18 protein-coding genes are annotated in these 19,412 nt (G+C 62.1%); 6 read left to right on the top strand and 12 right to left on the bottom strand.

What is annotated here, in order from left to right; all coding sequences use genetic code 11:
• Positions 1 to 191 precede the first annotated feature (191 nt).
• The 3 genes from C8N34_RS24370 to C8N34_RS24360 all read left to right on the top strand — a co-directional run bounded on the left by C8N34_RS24370 (position 192) and on the right by C8N34_RS24360 (position 1,634).
• Complete coding sequence (locus tag C8N34_RS24370) at positions 192 to 509, top strand: H-NS histone family protein (protein ID WP_108130870.1); 318 nt, start codon at positions 192 to 194, stop codon at positions 507 to 509.
• A gap of 51 nt (positions 510 to 560) precedes the next feature.
• Complete coding sequence (locus tag C8N34_RS24365; RefSeq protein ID WP_108130869.1) at positions 561 to 920, top strand: hypothetical protein; 360 nt, start codon at positions 561 to 563, stop codon at positions 918 to 920.
• A gap of 450 nt (positions 921 to 1,370) precedes the next feature.
• On the top strand, positions 1,371 to 1,634 hold the full coding sequence (locus C8N34_RS24360) for a hypothetical protein (protein WP_108130866.1): 264 nt from the start codon (positions 1,371 to 1,373) through the stop codon (positions 1,632 to 1,634).
• A gap of 9 nt (positions 1,635 to 1,643) precedes the next feature.
• Here the strand turns inward: C8N34_RS24360 and C8N34_RS24355 are convergent, their stop codons facing one another.
• From C8N34_RS24355 to C8N34_RS27245, 3 genes are all read right to left on the bottom strand, one after another.
• Entirely contained in the window at positions 1,644 to 4,187 is a 2,544-nt protein-coding gene (locus tag C8N34_RS24355) for a S8 family peptidase (protein WP_199750777.1), read from the bottom strand.
• Complete coding sequence (locus C8N34_RS24350) at positions 4,114 to 5,166, bottom strand: AAA family ATPase (RefSeq protein WP_108130864.1); 1,053 nt, start codon at positions 5,164 to 5,166, stop codon at positions 4,114 to 4,116. The genes C8N34_RS24355 and C8N34_RS24350 overlap by 74 nt, the downstream gene beginning before the upstream one ends.
• 121 nt (positions 5,167 to 5,287) lie before the next feature.
• Positions 5,288 to 5,497 carry a WGR domain-containing protein gene (locus C8N34_RS27245; RefSeq protein ID WP_108130868.1) on the bottom strand — a complete coding sequence of 70 codons (210 nt, stop codon included), beginning with the start codon at positions 5,495 to 5,497 and terminating at the stop codon, positions 5,288 to 5,290.
• On the opposite strand from C8N34_RS27245, the gene C8N34_RS24340 reads away from it, so the two are divergent.
• Positions 5,463 to 6,574, top strand: a protein-coding gene (locus C8N34_RS24340; protein WP_108130863.1) for an IS3 family transposase whose coding sequence is annotated in 2 segments (ribosomal slippage) — positions 5,463 to 5,712 and positions 5,712 to 6,574 — 1,113 coding nt in all. Because the reading frame shifts where the segments join, the coding sequence is not laid out codon by codon here. The genes C8N34_RS27245 and C8N34_RS24340 overlap by 35 nt on opposite strands.
• Here C8N34_RS24340 and C8N34_RS24335 read toward each other — a convergent pair.
• The 9 genes from C8N34_RS24335 to C8N34_RS24295 form a co-directional block, all read right to left on the bottom strand.
• Positions 6,569 to 6,754, bottom strand: coding sequence for a WGR domain-containing protein (locus C8N34_RS24335; RefSeq protein ID WP_108130862.1), 186 nt, complete (start codon positions 6,752 to 6,754; stop codon positions 6,569 to 6,571). The genes C8N34_RS24340 and C8N34_RS24335 overlap by 6 nt on opposite strands.
• Before the next feature lie 110 nt (positions 6,755 to 6,864).
• A complete protein-coding gene (locus C8N34_RS24330) occupies positions 6,865 to 10,092 on the bottom strand; it encodes an error-prone DNA polymerase (protein WP_108130861.1) in 3,228 nt (1,075 codons plus the stop codon).
• The gene (locus tag C8N34_RS24325; RefSeq protein WP_108130860.1) at positions 10,089 to 11,564 is read right to left on the bottom strand and encodes a Y-family DNA polymerase; all 1,476 of its coding nucleotides are present in this window, start codon (positions 11,562 to 11,564) and stop codon (positions 10,089 to 10,091) included. Before C8N34_RS24325 ends, C8N34_RS24330 begins: the two co-directional genes overlap by 4 nt.
• Complete coding sequence (locus C8N34_RS24320; protein ID WP_242013914.1) at positions 11,491 to 12,090, bottom strand: ImuA family protein; 600 nt, start codon at positions 12,088 to 12,090, stop codon at positions 11,491 to 11,493. Before C8N34_RS24320 ends, C8N34_RS24325 begins: the two co-directional genes overlap by 74 nt.
• Positions 12,074 to 12,754 carry an SOS response-associated peptidase gene (locus C8N34_RS24315; RefSeq protein ID WP_108130859.1) on the bottom strand — a complete coding sequence of 227 codons (681 nt, stop codon included), beginning with the start codon at positions 12,752 to 12,754 and terminating at the stop codon, positions 12,074 to 12,076. Before C8N34_RS24315 ends, C8N34_RS24320 begins: the two co-directional genes overlap by 17 nt.
• A gap of 165 nt (positions 12,755 to 12,919) precedes the next feature.
• Positions 12,920 to 13,975, bottom strand: coding sequence for a plasmid replication protein RepC (gene repC, locus C8N34_RS24310; RefSeq protein ID WP_108130858.1), 1,056 nt, complete (start codon positions 13,973 to 13,975; stop codon positions 12,920 to 12,922).
• A gap of 242 nt (positions 13,976 to 14,217) precedes the next feature.
• The gene (gene repB, locus C8N34_RS24305) at positions 14,218 to 15,198 is read right to left on the bottom strand and encodes a plasmid partitioning protein RepB (RefSeq protein ID WP_108130857.1); all 981 of its coding nucleotides are present in this window, start codon (positions 15,196 to 15,198) and stop codon (positions 14,218 to 14,220) included.
• On the bottom strand, positions 15,183 to 16,382 hold the full coding sequence (gene repA / locus C8N34_RS24300; protein WP_108130856.1) for a plasmid partitioning protein RepA: 1,200 nt from the start codon (positions 16,380 to 16,382) through the stop codon (positions 15,183 to 15,185). Before repA ends, repB begins: the two co-directional genes overlap by 16 nt.
• A 225-nt stretch (positions 16,383 to 16,607) precedes the next feature.
• A complete protein-coding gene (locus C8N34_RS24295; RefSeq protein ID WP_108130855.1) occupies positions 16,608 to 17,666 on the bottom strand; it encodes a site-specific integrase in 1,059 nt (352 codons plus the stop codon).
• Positions 17,667 to 17,989: 323 nt separating this feature from the next.
• Between C8N34_RS24295 and C8N34_RS24290 the strand changes: the two genes are divergently transcribed.
• On the top strand, positions 17,990 to 18,838 hold the full coding sequence (locus C8N34_RS24290) for a DUF1403 family protein (RefSeq protein WP_242013913.1): 849 nt from the start codon (positions 17,990 to 17,992) through the stop codon (positions 18,836 to 18,838).
• 2 nt (positions 18,839 to 18,840) lie between these two features.
• Positions 18,841 to 19,412: SMC-Scp complex subunit ScpB (scpB, locus tag C8N34_RS24285; protein WP_108130853.1), on the top strand; the 572-nt coding region annotated here is incomplete at its 3' end.

The raw sequence follows: 19,412 nt of genomic DNA, 5'->3' as shown, positions 1-19,412 counted from the left end.
TGAAACGCGCCCCTCGCAGCCTTCAACACCATGTTTTATATAGGAAATATAATGGTCAGGACAGCGAAATCAGCGCCTTACTTGGGAAATGTGGGTTAAGGCATGAAGGCTTGTCAGACCATGTTCCGGCATGGGGAATTGCCCGTCGCCGCGCCCTGTCCTATCAATGTCCCAGAACAAAGGGGATGCTGATGACCGAAATCAACCTCGACGCGCTTTCGCTGAGCGAGCTGAAGCAGCTGGAAAAGTCAGTGGCCAAGGCGATCACATCCTTTGAGGATCGCCGCAAGGCCGAGGCACGTGCCAAGGTTGACGAGCTTGCGCGTGAACTCGGCTATTCTTTCGAGGATCTTGCGGATGCGGCGACCGCGCGCAAACGCTCCCCGTCGGTAGCGAAGTACCGCCATCCCGATAACGCGGAGCTGACCTGGTCGGGTCGCGGCCGGAAACCTGGCTGGATCAGCGAGGCGCTGGCGGCCGGAAAGTCGCTGGAAGACTTTTCGATCTGATTACTCGGGCGGGGCATGAAACCCTCGCTCGCGATGCGAGATGAGGAAGCCATGCCCAACGACCTTGAGCGTCAGATCGCCTCCGTCATGGCCAAAGCAATGGCGTTGATTTGCGTGCGCAACACCTGTCTCGAAACGGTCCATGCGGGTCCCGGTGTGGTAAGTCACACCGGGGACTATTCCGACGTGATCGTGACAGACGCCAATGGCCGACAGATCCCATGGTCGGAGGTTTCCAGGATCAGCGATGACGAAATGCGCGAACTGATGCGCGAGATCGTCAATCGGCTCTACACGTTCCAGCTTCGGATCGGCGAACAGGAGTTCCGGGACTATCTTGACCGGCAACTGACCTCGACACGAAACTGGGACGAGCCAAGTCTGGACAAGGGTCTGGCGAGTAAGGGTTAGGTATCCGATTGGGCATCTGCCGGAGGCGACGATGCGCCCTACGCACCTTGATCGTATTCCGACGCTTACATATGCTGGCCTTCGGGTTGCGGATTTTGTGCAATCCGGGGCGTGAGAATCCCTTCAAGACATCGGCCCTCCAAGGCGGCAGCCATCGTTCGTATTGCCCGGCCTGTTCGGTCGGGTGGCGCTTGCCCATATTTCAAGGGCGGCAAGCCCAAGGGTGTAAGCGGAGGTTCTGTCTTGAAGGCTTATCACCCCCCCCAATCAGAAATCGGGGTGAGCGTGACGGGTTGGCGTTCCGGTAGGACCCGCCCTGCAACCAGGGTGACAGTAGGGCATGCAACACGACTTCGATGCCGTTCTTGGCGGCAAAATTCATGTTCTGCGAAAGCAGGAGAACCTATCGCTGGATGAACTGGCCGCAGAAATCGGTGTCATTACCAGCAGATGCAGAAATACGAAGCTGGCAAGAACAGCATATCCATCTGGAGGTTTGTCCAGCTTTCCAAGCTGCTGAAATTTGATCCCCTAGACTTGCTGGATGTGGACGAATGCTCGCCGGAACCTTGGGGCGAAGGTGACGGAAATTCGCCTACCTCCTCCATGTGGCTGATTGGTGAGAGGGCCAGACTGCGGAAGGCGTACTTCTCACTCTCGCTGGAAAAACGGCTGGCGTTCTTACGTCTTCTTGAGGCTACCGCCACACCCTGACGGGTCCTCTCACCTCGTTTGGGCGCGCTGGCGATCACGCAGACGGTCACGCACCTGCTCGTAGATTTCGTTTACGCCGGGCATCGCGATCGTAATCGCCAGGCCGAAAGTCACAGCTTCATCCAGTTGCTGCCCCTGGTCCGGTTCGCGCTGGATCCAAAGGGGCATGTTCATCCCGTCAGGGACGGCGGCCGCTTTTTCGCCCCGCCAGGAACGGGTGTAGACCGTGCCCCGGTTGGTCTGGTTGAAATCAGGCTGATCCCCATGCGCAGTGACACCGAGTTGGGCGATCTCGTCCGGGTCGAGGATCTTCATGCGCACCGTGCGATATGAGCGCCGACCCGCAAGCACAGGGGTAAACCAGGCGAGCGTTGCGGAGACGGAGTGCAGCCTTGCCTGGCCGCCATAGGCCGCGGGGATGGGAACAAGGATGGGCAACCTTTGTTCGCGACCGATCTGTCCGGTTGCCCAGAAAGTCGCACGGTCAGCGGCGCACGCCACGGCCTCATCTGGATCGACCGGGCCATATCCGACGAACCGCCGCACATTGTCCTTTTGCTTTGGAGCCTGGCCCCTCCCCTGCGGTCCCAGAACACGCCGGACGAAAGACGCAGTCGCATCGGGCCAGCGGGCAGGATGCACCAGCAGTGCCTTGATGAGGGCCGCTCTGTTCTGGGGCGGTAGGTTGAGAAACGCCTCTCCATAGCCCGCCTCCAAAGCATCATGAATCCGGTGTGCGGTCCGCGAGGCCATGGAAGTTGCTGCACTCGTGCCGTTGGTAAAGCTCTCCGCGCCTTCGAGCCCTTGCGCTGACGGGGGCGCGGCAACCTTGAGGCCTGCCCCCCGGCTCGGGCGTCCCGGTGCAACCCGGATTGGTGCACCTTCTCCGCTCGAGGTTACACGAAGATGCTCGCGCGCACCGGGCATAAGCAGGTCTGGCTTCACTGATCCGGCGTAGCCGGGTCCAAGCGCGCTGGAAGGATTTGACGTGTCGAGGTTTGGATAGGGGTCGATATTGGTGCGAGCGAATGCCCGGTCGGCAGCGGAGACTTGGTCTGCATTCTTGGCGCCGATGGTCAGCCCATTGACGGTCTCTGCCGGCGCAAGAAGCCTGCGATCCGCCTGAATATTTGCGATTGCCTGGATGAGCATCGACGAACGGGCCTGAGGTGCCGCCGCCTCGAGTTCGAGGCTTGTGGCATAACCGGGGATCTCGAAGTCCCGGCCGATATTGCCGGCACTCACGAGAAACAGGATGCCGTACCTGTAGGCGAGCCGATCCAGAAGTCGCGCCCATGGCGACATCTGGCCATGGAACTGACGGTGACGGTTGCCGAGCGACAGGTTCACGATGATGACGTGACGGGCCGTTGGTTCCGCGGATTCCCGCATTTGCAGGACTGCCTGATAGATGACGTCGACGATCAGTCTGTCCTGAGGAAACTCGTCCGACGCGCCGAGAACAGGAATGCAATGGATGCGCCGAGGCAGCATTGCCTCCGGCCGATTGCGATCCCCATGAATGATGAGGGACGCCATTGCGGTTCCATGAATGCGCTGATTGACCAGCGTACCGGGCTCCAGCCCAAAATGATCTTCGACAATCAGATGCCGGCGCAGGAGAGGGTGACCGGCGACGGGGACGCCATCCAGCAACGCGAGGATCGCATCCGGGGAAGGATCACTGCCGCCTTGAGCGACCGTGGAGATGGGCTGCACATCTTCGACTTCGAGGGCGGTCGCCACACTTTGGGGCCGGATGTGCATGACCGGATCCAGACCGGCGATGCTTGATTGCGCCCGCTCCAGGATTGCGCGGATTGCCCGAACCGGCAGCCGGACGAGCAGGGCGTGGTAGGCGATGTCATCGAGCCTCGCGCGGCTGACCACATTCCCGCCGCGCGCACGGACCGCAGCGGCGAGTTCTGTTTCGGTTGCAGTACCGGCCGCAGTATTTGCCCGAAAAACCAGTTCGATTTCCAGGAAGATCAGGTCATCATCGGCACGTCCGGCGATCTGCTCATTGAGGATATCGCGGTCGACATCCTGCACGCGGTCAGATGGTCCCCACGGGCGGATGTCGCGAAGGCAGTCGAACACATTGCGCCAAGGGGCAAACCCTGTCGGAAGCTCGCCTGTTTCCAGCCAGATCGTCCAGAGCCGCAATATCTGTGTCAGAGCCTTGGCGTCGGGCACCAGGAGATAGGCCACGGGTTGCTTGTCTTCGTCGGACGGGAGTTCCTCCTCATCGACAAGCTCGAGATCGGGAACTTTGGCGATAGCGCGTGCGAAATCCTGAATGCTGCCGCGGACCTCGAAGACCAACAAGCGTTCAGGAGCCAGCGCGGTCGGGTCCTGTCTGAGCCCCAGTCCGGCTGGATCGCGGGCAAGCACATCGGCAAGGCGCTGGAACCTTGGGCCAAGTCTTTGTCCCTGCGCTTGTCGCGGAAACTTTTCCGGGCCTTGCGGAAAACCGACGTTATCCCTTGTCAGACGCCGCTGAGGTCTTCCTGGTTCGAGCCGGAGCAGTGGTTTTCCCGGGTCGCTGACCATCCAGTAGTGCCTCCGGCCTCACGCGGGAGGTCCATAGATCGAGTTCGGTCTTCAGCGCGGCGTCAACCGACACTTCTCCCAGTCCGAGGATCTGCCGTCGGCGCACAGTCTGACAAAAATCGAGCGCTTCGGCATAGCTCACCGCGCCGAGCTTTCCGGCAATGGACCGGATTGCAAGGCGTGGCCTATCTGGCCAATGCGCAATCACCCGGTAAAGGAATTCTTCGACACGCGCCTTGTCCGGTGCGGGGAAATCCAGCCGCAACTGAAAGCGCCGCCAGACAGCCTTGTCGAGCAATTCGCCGTGATTGGTCGCGCCAATGGCAATGACGTAGCTCGGCAACTGATCGAGTTGCATGAGCAGAAACGAGACGACCCGTTTAATCTCTCCGGTTTCATGCGTATCACCGCGCTCTTTGCCAATTGCGTCGAACTCATCGAAGAAAAGGACGCTCGGTTGGGTCCTGACATAATCGAATAGCTTGCGAAGGCGCGTGTTGGTCTCGCCCAGATAGCTTCCGATCAGCGCGTCATAACGCACCACAAAAAATGGCAGGCCAAGCGCCTCGGCGATAGACTCAGCGAAGGATGTCTTGCCGTTGCCGGGAGGCCCCGAAAGCAGCACACGGTGTCGTGGCTCATATCCATGTGCGCGCAATACATCAGCCCGGACGTGCTCCTGAACCAGCTGCCGCCCGTTCTCCTGGACGGGGAGCGGCAGAAGCAGCTGTTCCATACGGGCGCGCGGCTCGACCTCCAGGATCGCATCCTTGCCAGCTCCAGACTGGAGTGAAGCAGAGGTCAACGGCGGTGGCGAGACCGGAACATTGGCCATGGCCTTCTCGAGGCGATCCGCCAGGATGTTGTGGTTCTGCGCGCGTTCTTCGGCAACCAGAGCTTCGGTCGTCGAGCGCAGCATCTCCCGATCACCGGCGGCACCGGCGCGCACAAGGGCTATCAGGAGGTCGCTACGTGCCATTTTCGATCAATCAGAATTCGTACTGCTTCGCGGAATCCTACTAGGAATTTCGGGGAGTGTCTTGCCCACAAATCACGTCATGGCCATATCCGGCCGTCGGTTGGCTGCAGCTGCCGGAAGCTCAACCGCCATACCCACGGTTTTGTTTCGTCCGCGCCAGTTTGAGCAGCGAATTTATGGCCTGCCCTTCATCTGGATGATGTTCGATCAGGGTTTGACCCCTTGTCCCGATTGACCTGCTCCCCTGAAGCGTCCGCGATTTGGGGTTAGTCTGTTCCTTGTAGAGGAGACGGACGATGAAGCGATCAAGGTTCACGGAAGAGCAGATCATCGGGATATTGAAAGAGCACCAGGCAGGGCTTGGCGCGAAGGAGCTGTGCCGTAAGCACGGTGTTAGCGATGCGACCTTCTATAAATGGCGCGCGAAGTTTGGCGGCATGGAAGTATCGGATGCGAAGAAGCTGAAGGCGCTAGAGGCCGAGAATGCCAAGCTCAAGAAGCTGCTGGCCGAACAGATGATGGACGTGTCCACATTGAAGGAAATGCTGGGAAAAAACTTCTGAGGCCTGGTGCGCGGCGGCGTGCCGCAGACTGGGCCATGACACAGAAGGGATACCGGCAGCGGCGAGCCTGCGCTTTGGCGGGGATCGATCCGCGTGTGTATCGGCGGTCATCGACTCGACCGGAGGATACTGACCTGCGGGCACGATTGACGGAGCTGTCATCTGAGCGGCGGCGGTTCGGGTATCGACGTCTGCATCTTCTGCTGCGGCGCGAAGGCTGGTCTTTGAACTGGAAGAAACTCTACCGGATCTACAAAGAGGAAGGGCTGACTGTGCGCAAACGTGGTGGCAGAAAGCGTGCCTTGGGCACAAGAGCCCCGATGGCGATCCCTCAGGGGCCAAACCAGCGGTGGAGCCTGGATTTCGTGTCCGACAGCCTGTCCTGTGGCCGCCGGTTCCGCATCTTGAATGTGATCGACGACTTCAGTCGGGAATGTCTGGCGGCCGTCGTCGACACATCGCTGTCGGGCATCCGTGTCGGCCGGGAACTAGACCGGATCGCCGAGACGCGGGGATATCCATGCATGGTGGTCTCGGACAATGGGACGGAACTGACTTCAAACGCCATTCTGAAATGGCAGGAAGACCGCAAGGTCGAGTGGCATTACATTGCCCCCGGCAAGCCCATGCAAAACGGGTTCGTTGAATCGTTCAACGGTCGCATGCGCGATGAACTCCTGAACGAGCACCTGTTCGACAGCCTACGCCATGCTCGCAATTTGGTGGCGGCATGGTGCGACGACTTCAACCATCACCGCCCGCATTCAAGCCTCGCTGGCCTGACACCGTGGGAATATGCTAACCGGTCAAAGGAAGACCAGAACCTGAACAGAGCTAACTCATAAACGAGGACTCTCGGGGGAGCAGGTCACGATCCTCCCCCATTCCCGGATGAGGCTTGAGCCACCAAACAGGTCGTGTTGCACTGTCATGCGGTAGAACCGTTTCATGTTGCGATCAGGGTCAACCCGCCGCATCTCGAGATCACGCGGAAAGACTTCAAGCTGCGGGGCGGCGTCGAACATCGTCGGGCTCCAGCGGACGGGGCCTCAGAGTCGCATCGGCAGCATGTTCAGTCAATGTTCTCTCGATCAGGCAAGCGAGACATCGGCGATTTCTTCGCTTCCCGTAGCCGTCAATGAAAATCCCGGCTCGGGAACAGCTTCTTCGCCTGCTCTCTCGGATGTCGCGCCCTGCCTGCTGTCCGGGTCGGCCTGACGGTCTCCCCTGCCCTCTCGGTCTCGGCACCGATCCGTAGCTGATGGCCAATGGTGGAAAGCCGGGCCGACAGATCCTCGATGCGTTCGGCGATCAGATGAGTGACCTGCCCGTCACGCTCGGTCCGGCCCGTCACCCGCAGAAGGCGCCCGGCAACGACGGCGGCGCGGAAGGCCTCATAGACCTTCTTCCAGACCACCACGTTCGCCGTCCCGGTCTCGTCTTCGAGGGTGAGGAAGACGACGCCCGAGGCGGTGCCCGGGCGCTGGCGGGTGATGACCAGGCCCGTGAGCTGGATGCGGCCCTTCGCCTGCAGCACTGAGGCCGCCGGCAGACTTTCCGGCAGGTTCGGGCGCAGGATCTCCAGGGGATGGGCGCGAAGCGACAGGCGCATTGCCAGATAGTCCTCGATGACCTCTTGGCCGAGCGTCATCCGGGGCAGATCGACCAGTGGCTCGTGCTCGCCTTCGCCATCCAGCCCGAACAGCGGCAGCGGTTTCGGCGGCTTCAGAGCTTTGGCCTGCCAAAGGGCGTCGCGCCGCGAGAGGCCGAGAGCCGCAAAGCCATCCGCCTCGGCCAGCCGATCCAGCGCATCGGGCCTGAGCCCTGCACGGCGCCAGACGCTTTCGACATCGGGATAGCCGTTTCCGCGCGCGGCCTTGATCCAAATGGCATCCTCCTCGCGCATCCCCTTCACCTGCCGGAAGCCGAGCCGCAGAGCGTGTGAGCCATCGGCCCGGGGCTCGATCGTGCAATCCCAGACGGAGTCGTTGACCGAAACCGGTCGGACCTCGACGCCATGATCTCGGGCATCGCGCACCAGCTGGGCGGGCGCATAGAAGCCCATCGGCTGGGCATTCAACAGCGCACAGGTAAAGATCGCCTGATGGTGGCGTTTCAGCCAGGCCGATACATAGACCAGCCGGGCAAAGCTCGCGGCATGGCTTTCGGGGAATCCGTAGCTGCCGAAGCCCTCGATCTGAGCAAAACAGCGCGCCGCGAACTCCGCATCATAGCCGCGTTCCAGCATGCCGCCGACGAAGCGGTCCCGGAAGCCGCCGATGGTGCCCATCCGTTTGAAGGTGGCGAGCGAGCGGCGCAGCCGGTCGGCCTCGGCGGGCGTGAAGCCGGCGGCAACCACGGCGATCTGCATGGCCTGCTCCTGGAAGAGGGGCACGCCATAGGTGCGGCCCAGAACCTCCATCATGGCCGGGCCAAGATCCTCGACCTTCTCCCTACCCTGCCGGCGATTGATGAAGGGATGTACCATGCCGCCCTGGATCGGCCCGGGCCGCACGATGGCGACCTCACAGACCAGATCGTAGAATTTACGGGGCTTCATCCGCGGCAAGAAGTTCAGCTGCGCCCGACTTTCGACCTGGAACACGCCGATCGCGTCTGCCTTGCAGAGCATATCATAGACCCGGCCGTCCTCGGGCGGGATATTCGCAAGCGTCAGTTGCTGCTGCCGGTGATCCTCGATCAGCCCGAAGGCTTTCCGGATGGCAGTCAGCATACCAAGCGCGAGGATATCCACCTTCAAGAGACCAAGCGCGTCGATATCGTCCTTGTCCCATTCAATGACGGTGCGGTCTTCCATCGCGGCGTTCTCGATGGGGCAGAGCTCGTCCAACCTTCCCTGGGTGATGACGAAGCCGCCGACATGCTGCGACAGATGCCGGGGAAAGCCGATGATCTCGCCGATCAGCTTCACGGCCAAAGCAACGCGGTTGTCCTCGGGGCTGAGTCCCGCCTCGCGCAAGCGGTCCTCGCCGGGGGCCGAAGACGACCAGCCCCAGATCTGCCCCGCAAGCCGGGCAATCACGTCCTGGCTCAACCCCATGACCTTGCCGACCTCACGGATCGCGGCGCGCGACCGGAAATGGATCACCACGGCGGTCAGGCCCGCACGCTCGCGGGTGTAGCGCTCATAGATCCACTGGATCACCTCTTCGCGGCGCTCGTGCTCGAAATCCACGTCAATATCCGGCGGCTCGCCCCGTTCTTTCGAGATGAAGCGCTCGAAGATGAGGGTGATGCTCTCGGGCGGCACTTCGGTGATGCCCAAGAGGTAGCAGACGACGGAGTTCGCGGCCGATCCCCGGCCCTGACAGAGGATGCCTTTCGAGCGCGCGAAACTGACGATGTCATAGACGGTCAGGAAGTAGGAAGCGTATTCCACCTCGGCGATCAGGTGCAGCTCTTTCTCGACACGGGAGACGATCTTCGGTGGCGGCCCGCCCGGATAGCGCCAGTGCAGCCCTTCGCGTGCCAGTCGCTCGAGACGGGACTGAGCGGATTCCCCGTCCCGGGCCTCATCGGGATATTGGTAGCGCAACTGATCCATTCGGAAAGCACAGCGGTCGGCGATCTCGACCGTCCGGCGCAGGGCAGCCGGATAGCGGTGGAAGATACGGGCCAGTTCGTCGCCGGATTTGAGGCGATGTTCGCCATTCGCAAGCCGCCGGTCTCCAATGGTGTCGATGGTGCAACCCTCGCGGATGCAGGTCAGCACATCCGCGAGCGGCCGACGGCTGGAGCGGTGCATCAATACATTGCCGACCGCGACCTTCGGCAGACCGGTCGCCTGCGAAATCTCCGCCAGCCGGTCCAATCGCTCCTGATCCTGCCCGTCATAGAGGGGTGCCGCACCCAGGAAGCACTGGCCAGTAAAGCGGGCTGCGATGCGGCGCAGATCGCGCTCGAAGCCTGTCGCGTCCAGCGGATCCGGCGGCAGAGCGATCAGAACCATCCCCCTGCCCCACTCCTCGAGATCGGCGAGGCCGATATGGCAGCTGCCTTTTTCCGCGCGTCGCTTGCCGAGTGACAAAAGCCGGGTCAGCCGCGACCAGGCCGCCAGATCGGTGGGCAGCGCGATCCATTCCACCTTGCTGTCGGTCAGCACGAGCCTCGCGCCCGGGATCAGCCGCGGCAAAGAGGCCCCCTGCTCCGCTTCCTCAGCGACGCGCGCCAGTTCCTTCAGCGCCGAGAATGCCCGCACCACCCCGGCGACGGAGTTCCGGTCGGTGATTGCGATGGCCGTCAGGCCAAGCTCGGCCGCACGCTTCACCAGTTCCTCGGGATGCGAGGCACCGCGCAAGAAGGTGAAGTTCGAGGTCACGCAGAGTTCGGCATAGGCGGTCACAGGAACACTCCCTGCGCATACCAGTCCCGAGATCCCGACTGTGGCGTGCGGAAGAGCCAGAGCCGCGGCCCTTCATTGGTCTCGATCCGCCAATAGTCTCGCACACCGCTGCGCCAGGCGGGGTTGTCGAACCACCATTCCGGGGTGATCCGCTCTGGGCCATGCGCACGCAGGGTGGTGAATGCCATCCGGCGCCAGCTGAAGCGGGCGGGTGGGCTGCCAGAGACCTGGGCCAGGGCTTCCGCCGGGAAGAGGGTGATGGGACGGCGGGGGCGCCGCTTGGGTGGAAACGGTTCCGGTGCCGCATAGGCGGCCGGGACGGTCAGGAAGCTGCGCTCTGGAATGCGGCTGCTGGCCGGCAGGAAGCGCTGCACCGCATCGAAGCCCAGCCGATTGCCGATCCGCGAGATCAAGTGGGAAAGCTCATCCTCGGCCCGCGCCTGCGCGTTGCCGATCTGCTCGGGAGCCAGCGGTTCGGTCACCGTGGCGGTCAAGCGCAGGCCGTCGATCCCGAAACCGGAATCGACCTCATCCACCCCCTTGAGAAACAAGGCCGAGATCCGGACCGGGTCGCGCATTGCGCGAGCGAGGCCCACATCGACCACGGCAGCTGAGCGATCCACCCGCTGCAGTTCCAACCGGACAGCCCGCGCCCCCATCTGGGCGGATGCCAGCTTGTCGCAAAGCCGCACCAGAAGCCTGTCGAGCACGCCCATTACATCCGCCGTCAACCCGATCGGTTCGGGCAGCGTCATGCGCACCCCGAAATGCGGCGCATCCGCTTCGGCTGCGACAGGCTCGGCCTGGGTCCCAAGCGCCTGATCCAGACGGCGAAGAAGTTCCGCGCCGAACCGGCGCGCCAGTGGCGCCCGGGGCACAGCGGTCAGGTCGACGATCTTGTGCAGCCCGAGGCGGGTCAGACCTTCGGCGACCGGAGCCTCAATCCGCAGCGCGCTCACCGGCATCGGGCCGAGCCGAGAGAGCAACCCGCCTTCCGGGATCACGCCCCCTCCACGGCGGGCAAGTGCCCAGGCCCCCCCCCGGGTCTCGGCAATGGCGCTTTTCGAGGAGACCCCTGCCCTTTCGAGACGAGCCTCAAGATCAGCCAGAAGTTCGACTTCACCGCCAAAGAGATGCGGCACGCCCGAGACATCGACGATCAAGCCATCCGTTCCGTCTTTGGCGGCATGTGGTCCGTAACGGCTCGTCCATCTGCGCAGACCTTCGAGCGCCCTGCCCTCGCGGATCAGATCGGCTGGTCGTGTCGAAAGCACAGGACAAACCGCACGCGCATCGGCCAGCGGCATGCCAGGGTGGAGCCCGACGGCGCTTGCGGTGCTGTTGAGGCAATACAGATTTTCCGCGTTCGACGCCCGCAGCGTCAACGCGAAAGGCCCCTCAACGGGGCGGGCCCTCAGGCTGATGTCGCTCGCCAGCCTGGGGAACCAGATGGACAGCAACCGTCGTACCATTCCAGCTCACATCATAGATTCCGATTGTTCCTCTTTTGTTCTTATTAAGGATCCAGCGATGACGAGTCGAGTCCAGAGGCGAGGGTAGCGGATCACATTTCCAACGGGTCTCGGCGGCATTGCTCCCCCTGCCCTCCTGGATCAGCATCAGGCCAGTGGTGCCCCCAGCCTCGGCCGCCAGCTGCAGTCGCCTGCCCGCGGTCAGCGAGATCGGCTTTTCCGGAGCGCTGATGACCAGAGACACCGGCCGCGCCCGTAGCGCTTCTTCGACGGTCCAGAGCAGATTCGTCTCGTCTCTCGCCTCTATGAAGTGCAGCCGCTCGGCAACGCCCTCTGGCAGCGATCCTGGCATTGGTCGATCGTGGTCATGCGCCAGCACGATCCAGAAGATCGGCCCTGCCAGTCTGGCGGCGTGATACAACGCAAAGCCGGTTCGGCCCCGGCCCTCGACTTCGTGGACGCGGCCCTTCAATAAGTGAAGCGGTTTATCACTTCCGGCCTGCAGCCGGTCACGCAGGGTCCGCACGCGTTCCCTCCGCGACTATTTCGAGAAGACCATTGGCCAGCGATCGTTGGAGCTTCAGGGCCTCGCTCGTATCCGCGGTCAACCAGCAGCGCCATTCGTCCGGTCGGGTGAGGATCACCGGCATCGCTTTGGGATGCACCGGGCGAACTGCATCATTTGGCTCACAGGTCAGAAATCCGAAGAGCTCAGCTGTCACTTCGCCCTCCTTCAGTTTCCCGACCGAGGTCCATTCGGTGCGGATGCCGGCGAAGAACGCGAGTGGTCGATCCTTGCCGAGGGCAAACCAGACCGGGTTGTTGCGAGGTGCGCCGGGTCGGGCGTCGAGTTCGGAAAAGCTGGTGAAGGGAACGATACAGCGATGTTCCACGCCGAGCCATCTGCGCCAATGGGGCGAGATGACATTGCGGATGTTGGTAACGCCGGGGTCCGTGCGCTTGCTGGCGAGATAGACGGGTGGCGTCGGCATACCCCATCGGGCCGTGGTCAGCGTCCAATCCCGTCTTTCACTGCGGCGAATGATCGGCGCGGCATAGTCGGGGAAGATGCCGGATGCGGGCGCGAGGTTGCCTGCGGCATCGATCAGTTCTTCATCCTCTTCCAGCACGTCACGAAAGACCTGACGCATCGCGGCCTGGCTTTTCGTCTGAGCGTAAAGATTGCACATCACTCGACCCTGCAGCAGTTCCGCATGAGAACAATCAACGAACCTATTCGATTCCTCTTGAGCGGTCCATCTGGGGTTTTCGGGTGGAGAGAGGTGGTACGAGTTCCGTGTCGTCCTCGGGTGTTCGACAATAATGGGGTGTTGCAATGTCCACCGCGGTGGACATCATGCTAATCTCATTTGTGTCTGAGACAATCTTTGGAGCAGCTGGGCTGGATTAAAGCTAGAGGATCGCCGCCCAAGCGTGATGCTGTGGAAATATGCCGCAAAATTACGGATATGTGCTCCCAGCTGCAGCGAGATGAAGAGCGCTGTGGCTGCGACTTCCTTGCCTACCTTACGAGAGGCAGCGTCAAAGGTCATAGGCTGGATGCCCATCATTGGGGCGAGTTTCTCAGCATGTCTCGCTACATCTCCCCAGCTCTGCAGTGGGTCGGAGGCGAACGTGGTTGCTTCAGTGCAGGTGGCTGTCAGCAAGCTTAGGCTTGGTTTTCCGTCAAGTTCGCGGTCATCTAAATCTTTTTCTTCCTTATGAGACTTAGATTGGTGCCGGACAATTTGACCGTCATTGGCGGACAAATTCACCGGAACAGGAGCGTCCACCGCGGTGGACATCTCGTTCAGCGTGGTTGTGGCTTCGGCGATCAGCGCCAGATATTCACTCTCAACCAGCTTCCGGCGGAGTGCTTTATGCGCGTCCGTGATGAGAGTCATGTTTGGCGCTAGGGCGTGGATCTCTGCAAGTATGGCGAGCAGTTGTTTGCGGAGGAAGAGCTGATTGCGACGTGTATCTTCTAGCGCTTCCGCTGCGGTCTGCAATTCTTCAGAGCGGGACATCAGGGGAGCGAGCGAGAGCCCGAAGCTGAGACAATCTCCACTAGATGACCGGACCCGATAGCGTTTACGATTTGGACTGTCGTGCCTGTTAATGAAGCCAAGCTCAACCAAGCGATTGATGTGTCGCCGCAGTGTGCGCTCGTCGATGCCTCCAATACGGCGGCAAATCTCAAAGTTCGAGGCAAAGACGGTCTCGCCTTGGCCAGGACGAAGAAAGCTGATCAGGGCTTGTAGAGTCTGGATATGGCCGGACTTGAGACCGTATGCGGCCCGCGTATCGCGGAGAGCACGGAAGACCCCCCAGATGTCGAGAGTAGGCTCTGTTTCACCTCGAGCACCTGCTGGGGCGCTCCGGTCCGTAATCGGAAGTTTTGTGAATGCCATGATTGTCGAACGACGGCCACTTTGGCCCACAGCTTTCCCAGCTCTTCCCGTGATTTTCTCACAGGAAAAGGCAACAAACTCACGTCCACCGAATCGGTGACTCTTGACCGTTCTGAAGGAGGTTGCTACATCATAGGTGCAAAACGATGATGGGCTCTCCGAGGGAAACCTTGGGGGGCTCTTTTCTTTTAGGCCTTCGTCACTCTCCTTCTGCTCGTGTTTCGGTTTCGTCAGGCAAAGGCTTAAGCCTGCCTGCGGCTCTCATCCTGCCACTGCTTGAAGAGCGCCTGGATCTGGGCTTCGGCGTGTTCCTCAAGCCAGTGACTGAATTCCTCGTTGCCCTTGCGATCGATCTTGATCGCAAGGGATCGCGGGTCGCTGGAAATGGTCCCAAGGGGACTGCCCGTTGAGTCCTTCAGGATCGTCTTTGACCCGCTGGCAGTGCGGTTCGGTGAACCCTTCGTCGCGCGTAGGCAGGCGTCATAGACCGCCTGAAAGCGATCCACGCTGGAAGTATCGGGAGGCAAGCTGGCGAGCGCTTCCTGAGCGATTCCCAACAAAGAGACTTTCCCCGAGAGGGCAGCCAAATCGCCCCATTGCCTGCGACCGATGCCATGCGCAGGACCGATCAGGCGGATCAGCTCTTCGGGCAATTGCTCTATGACCACGCGATGATTGGATACGCCTTGGCGTGTCAGGCCGAGGGCATCCTGAATGACCGCGGGCTTGTAGTCCGCATCCTGCATTTCTTTGATGAACAGGGCCTTCTCGATGAAGGACGGATCAAGCCGAAGGTTGTTTTCCTGCCCTTGCGCGATCAGTGACGCGTCATCATCCAGAGTGCGTACGATTGCCTTGACGGGGCCGCCAACCCTCCGGATCGCCGCCAACCGACGGCGGCCATAGACAACGCGAAAGCGCTCAGGCAGCTCCGAAGGCCGGACCATGATCGGCACTTGTTGGCCGTGCTTGCGGATGCTTTCGGCCAAATCCTCAATGCCGTCGTCATCCACCGCCAGCCGATCCCGCAGTCCGTCGACGTCGATAAACTCTGGGTCAATGTCTCGGATCGAGTTCGCCGTGATCTCTCTCAGGGAATCCCGCAATCCTCCGACGGATCCACCAAACTTGACAGGTTTGGACGGGGCAGGGGAGGGAGCCGCTGCTTGATCTTCTTTTGGGGGTTGATTGAATATGTTGCGTCCCATCAGCGGCGCCCCCATGCCAGATGAATCGTCTGTTCGAGCTCATCTGCGACGTTGTTCACGCTGCTCAAGGCGCGATCGATTGTCTTGCGAATGAGCTGGCTTGGATCGACTTCATAGACAGTTTGCTGGGTCATTCCCGCGTCGGAAATCGCCGTTGATTTGAGCATGGGCTCAGTCATCACCTGGCCAGCGAGAATAGAGCGCAGGTACGCCGCCATCTGGGTCTGTGGTCCGTCGGAGGGTTCGTATCGGGTGATCAGAAACTTGACGAAGTCCCAAGTAACCCGGCGCCCGATAGCTTCTTCGACGGCCTTGATTGTCTCGGATGCGAGCTTGAGGAACTGACTCATGGATGCAATGTCGAGCATCCCCGGCACCACCGTAACCAAAAGGCCAGTCGATGCTGCCAGAGCGGTCAGGGTCAGAAAGCCAAGCTGCGGCGGGCAATCTATCAGAACGAGGTCATAGTCAGCCTCGACCTCATCGAGGGCAAGGGCCAGACGTTCTGCGAAGATGGGCTGAATCCGTCGCGCGAGCGCGTTTGCCGTTTCAGTCTCGTATTCGGAGAGCATCAGGCCGGCGGGCGCCATGTCGAGATTGTGGAAATAGGTCTTCTGAATGACAGAGGACAGCGGAACCTTGCCCTCATAGCGCAGCGCGTCATAGATCGTGCCGCCCTCCGCGAACTCAAGCTCTGGCCGGAAGCCGAAAAAGGTTGTCAGGCTTGCCTGAGGGTCAAGATCCAGCACCAGCACGCGAAAGCCACGCAGGGCATATCGCTGTGCAAGATGGATCGTGGCGGTGGTCTTTGATGACCCGCCCTTGAAATTGACCACCGAGATGACCTGCAATTTGTCGCTCTCCCGGCGACCGGGCCGATAGGCGTCGGAATTTTTGCCGGTTCGGGCCAGAATCGCGCGCAAGGCGTCAATCTCTTCCGAGGTGTAGAAGCGATGGCCGCGACTGTCGGTGAAGACTTCGGGAAAGCTCCCATCTTTGTGACGGTTTCGCAGGTTGGACGGGCTGACCCTGAGCAATTCAGCAACTTCCGTTGAACTGAAGCGCCTGAGAGCTTTGCGATCTTCTGGCTTGAAGGCAGCCTTCATCTGGCGATCAAGGGATTCCGCCAAACTGTCGGCGAACGCCCCAATATCAGACGAACCTACCCCTTGATTGAGTTTACTTGCTCGATCATCCATGTGCTGCCCTCAGGCCCCTGCCGGGGCTCTTTGTGGTTCTGACGGCCGTTGGCCCGTCTGACGCATTTTACCGTCAGGACCGAGATGACATAGACGGATGAGTCCATCAAGAAGAATCTAGATATGGTGGCAAAACTTATCCACAGCCCAAGCCGAGGTCAAACAGGCCTTTCTAACCCCCTCTGCTGACAGAATAGGGAGAATCGGGTCTCTTGGGGGGCGGCGCTAGAGGCCCGCGGCCTTGGTCAGGTTCACCCTGAACCTGTCGCGTCTGCGCTGATACCGGCGGGTCATCTCGGCGCTGGCATGGCCGAGCTGCTTCTGGACATACCGCTCTTCCACCTCGGCGCTGCTGGCCAGACCGGCGCGAAGACTGTGGCCCGAGAAGAGGGCAGGGCGGTCCTTTTCGGGCAGATCGCCCCGCAGGCCCGCGGCACTGGCGGCGCGCTTGACCAGCCGTGCGACCTCGCGGTCATTGAGGCGGAGCGGGCCCGGCTCCCTGCCGCCCCCCGTGATGCGGCGGAACAGCGGGCCGCGGCTGATGCGGGCGAACTTCAGCCAGGTCTCCAGCGCGGCGACGGGGCAGGTCGCGGGCGAAGAGCCGCGGCCGATCTCCACCTCACGCCAGCCGGTCTTGCCGCGCAGAGTGACGAGCAGCCCGCCGGGCAGAACCTCGATCCAGCCGCGCCCGTCCCCGGTCTGGTCGCGGCCCGCATCCAGCCCGGTGATCTCGGACCGCCTGAGGCCCCCGGCAAAGCCGATCAGCAGCATGGCCCGGTCGCGCAACCCGCGCAGGGTGCCGCGGTCGCAGGTCTCCAGCATGGCCAGCAGATCCTCGGGCAGGATCGCCTCTTTCTGGCGCGGGGGCGCGGCGTGGCTGTTGCGGATGCCGGCCAGCACCGTGGCTATATGGCGGTCGCGGCGGTCCAGCGGCTGGCCGCGCTGCGCATAGGCCCAGACCAGCGCAGACAGTCGCCGCTCGATGGTGGAGACCGCGTTCTTGCGCCCGCCGACGGATTTCGCGCCGGAGGCACAGGCGGTGATATAGAGACCCACGACCTGCGGGTCCGGCGACAGCGCCTCCAGCCCCTCGCGCCGACACCATCCGGCAAAGTGCTTCCAGTCGGTGGCATAGGCCTTGCGGGTGTTGGCCGAACTTGCAGCCTCGGCATAGCCGCGTGCCCGTTCGGCCAAGTCCCGCAGGGCAGGGGGCTGGTGGCCCGGCGGGGCAGGGGAGGGGGCGTCCGGTTCCACACCATCGCGGACAGTCGCATCATCGGCCATCTGGCGTCCTTTCGCCTTGTGGCGCCGATGGCGCGGTTTCTTCTGTCGGCTGCCCTGCCGACACGAGAGAGGAAAGGCCCGCGAAATCCCCCGTGCAGCAGCGCCTCGCTGAGCTGTTCCGGGCGTGAACTTCGGCTGTTTTGGCGGTCAGAACGTGCATTCTTCTATAAAGAAGCATAACAGCCGATAATGCAACATTATTGGACATTGCGGAGCCGACAAAGCTGCGGCGCTATAAGTGCATTTATCTGGCAGAAAGCGCCGTCACAATATAGGCTGCCGACATGGGAAAATCGCGCGCTGAGCCTTTGGAAACCTTGCCGATGCTGCCCCCGCTGCCGGGCTGGATCGTCTCTGCGCCGTCCGAGACGCCGGAGGCTGCGGCTTTCCGGTCCGGGGCCGCGCTAGCGCATCTGGGTCAGGCAATGGCGTCGCGGGATGTGCCTCTGGCGCTGTGGCGCGATCGTCTGGCACTGACGGCGGCCGAGAACTGCGCTGCGATGGCGGGGCGAAGGGAAGGGCAGGGCGCCTTGCGCGATGCCCTGCACCTGACGGGACCGGGCGACGACCCCGGCCCGGCGGGGCGGATCGCACGACAGTGGTCACGCGCGGCGGCGCGGCCGGTTTCGGTCGCGCATCTGGTCAATACGCTGGACGGAGTAACGGCAGAGCGGATCGCGCTTTGCCTTGATGCCACCGGGCCGACCCCAGTGGACTGCGCGGCGCAGGTCGTCGAGGCGGTGCTGACCGATAGTCCGCGAGCCGAGGCCGCCGCCCTGATCCTGGCCGATGCCGCGTTGGCAAAAGCGTTGGGGGCAACGCATGTGCTGCCGCTTCTGGCGCTGACGCTCAAGCCCCGCGATATACGCTTGCGGGACGATGATCTGCTGCTGGCCTGTCACCGCGCCGCTGTCTCTGCCGTTCGGCAGGCGCTGCCGCTGGCCGGCGATCTGGCCCGTGCGGCGGCCCGCCTTCGGGCGGTGGCCCCGAAGCTGCGCGCCAAGGCGGCGGGAAGGGCGGTCGATCTGTTCCTGGCGCGCGATGCGCTGGCGCCCGGGGCGTTGAGTTTCATGTCTGACCGCGCGGCGCGGCGGCTGTGCGACCGTCTGGTCGATCTGGGTGCGCTGCGTGAGTTGACGGGCCGCGACACGTTTCGCCTCTATGGGCTCTGACCATGAAACGGGCCGCAAAAGAGACTGCTCTCGACCGTGAGTTGGCCGATCTGCCGGCCGATTTGCGCTGGCGGGAGTGGCTGCGGCGGATCGAGGCAGTGCTGTTCGCCAGCGCCACACCGGTCGCGCGGGAAGATCTGGCGCGGGTGGTGGGGCAGGGCGCCTCGGTCGATCTGCTGATCGAGGATCTGGCCGCCGATCTGGAGGGTCGGCCCTATGAGTTGGCGGGCGTTGGCGGTGGTTGGATGCTGCGGACGCGCGCCGTCTATGCCACGGCCATTCGCGCGGCGGCAGACGTGGGCGCGCGCGATTTGAATCTGTCGGAGTTCGACCTCGCCGTGCTTGCGGCGATCGGCTACCACCAGCCGATCAGTCGCGACGGCCTGAAGGAGATCTTCGGGAAGGAGATCAGCCGCGACCTGATCGGCCGCTTGGCCGAGCGCGACCTGATCGCCACCGGCCCGCGCGAGCCCCGCCGCGGCGCGCCCTATACCTTCGTCACCACCGAGACATTCCTGGCCGCCTTTGGGCTTGAAAGCCTGCGCGACCTGCTGGATACCGAGAATATTGTCGA

Origin of the sequence: Gemmobacter caeni, assembly GCF_003054195.1 — a bacterium.
GTDB classification, from domain to species: Bacteria; Pseudomonadota; Alphaproteobacteria; order Rhodobacterales; family Rhodobacteraceae; genus Gemmobacter; species Gemmobacter caeni.
This window is presented reverse-complemented; position numbering and strand designations above follow the sequence as displayed.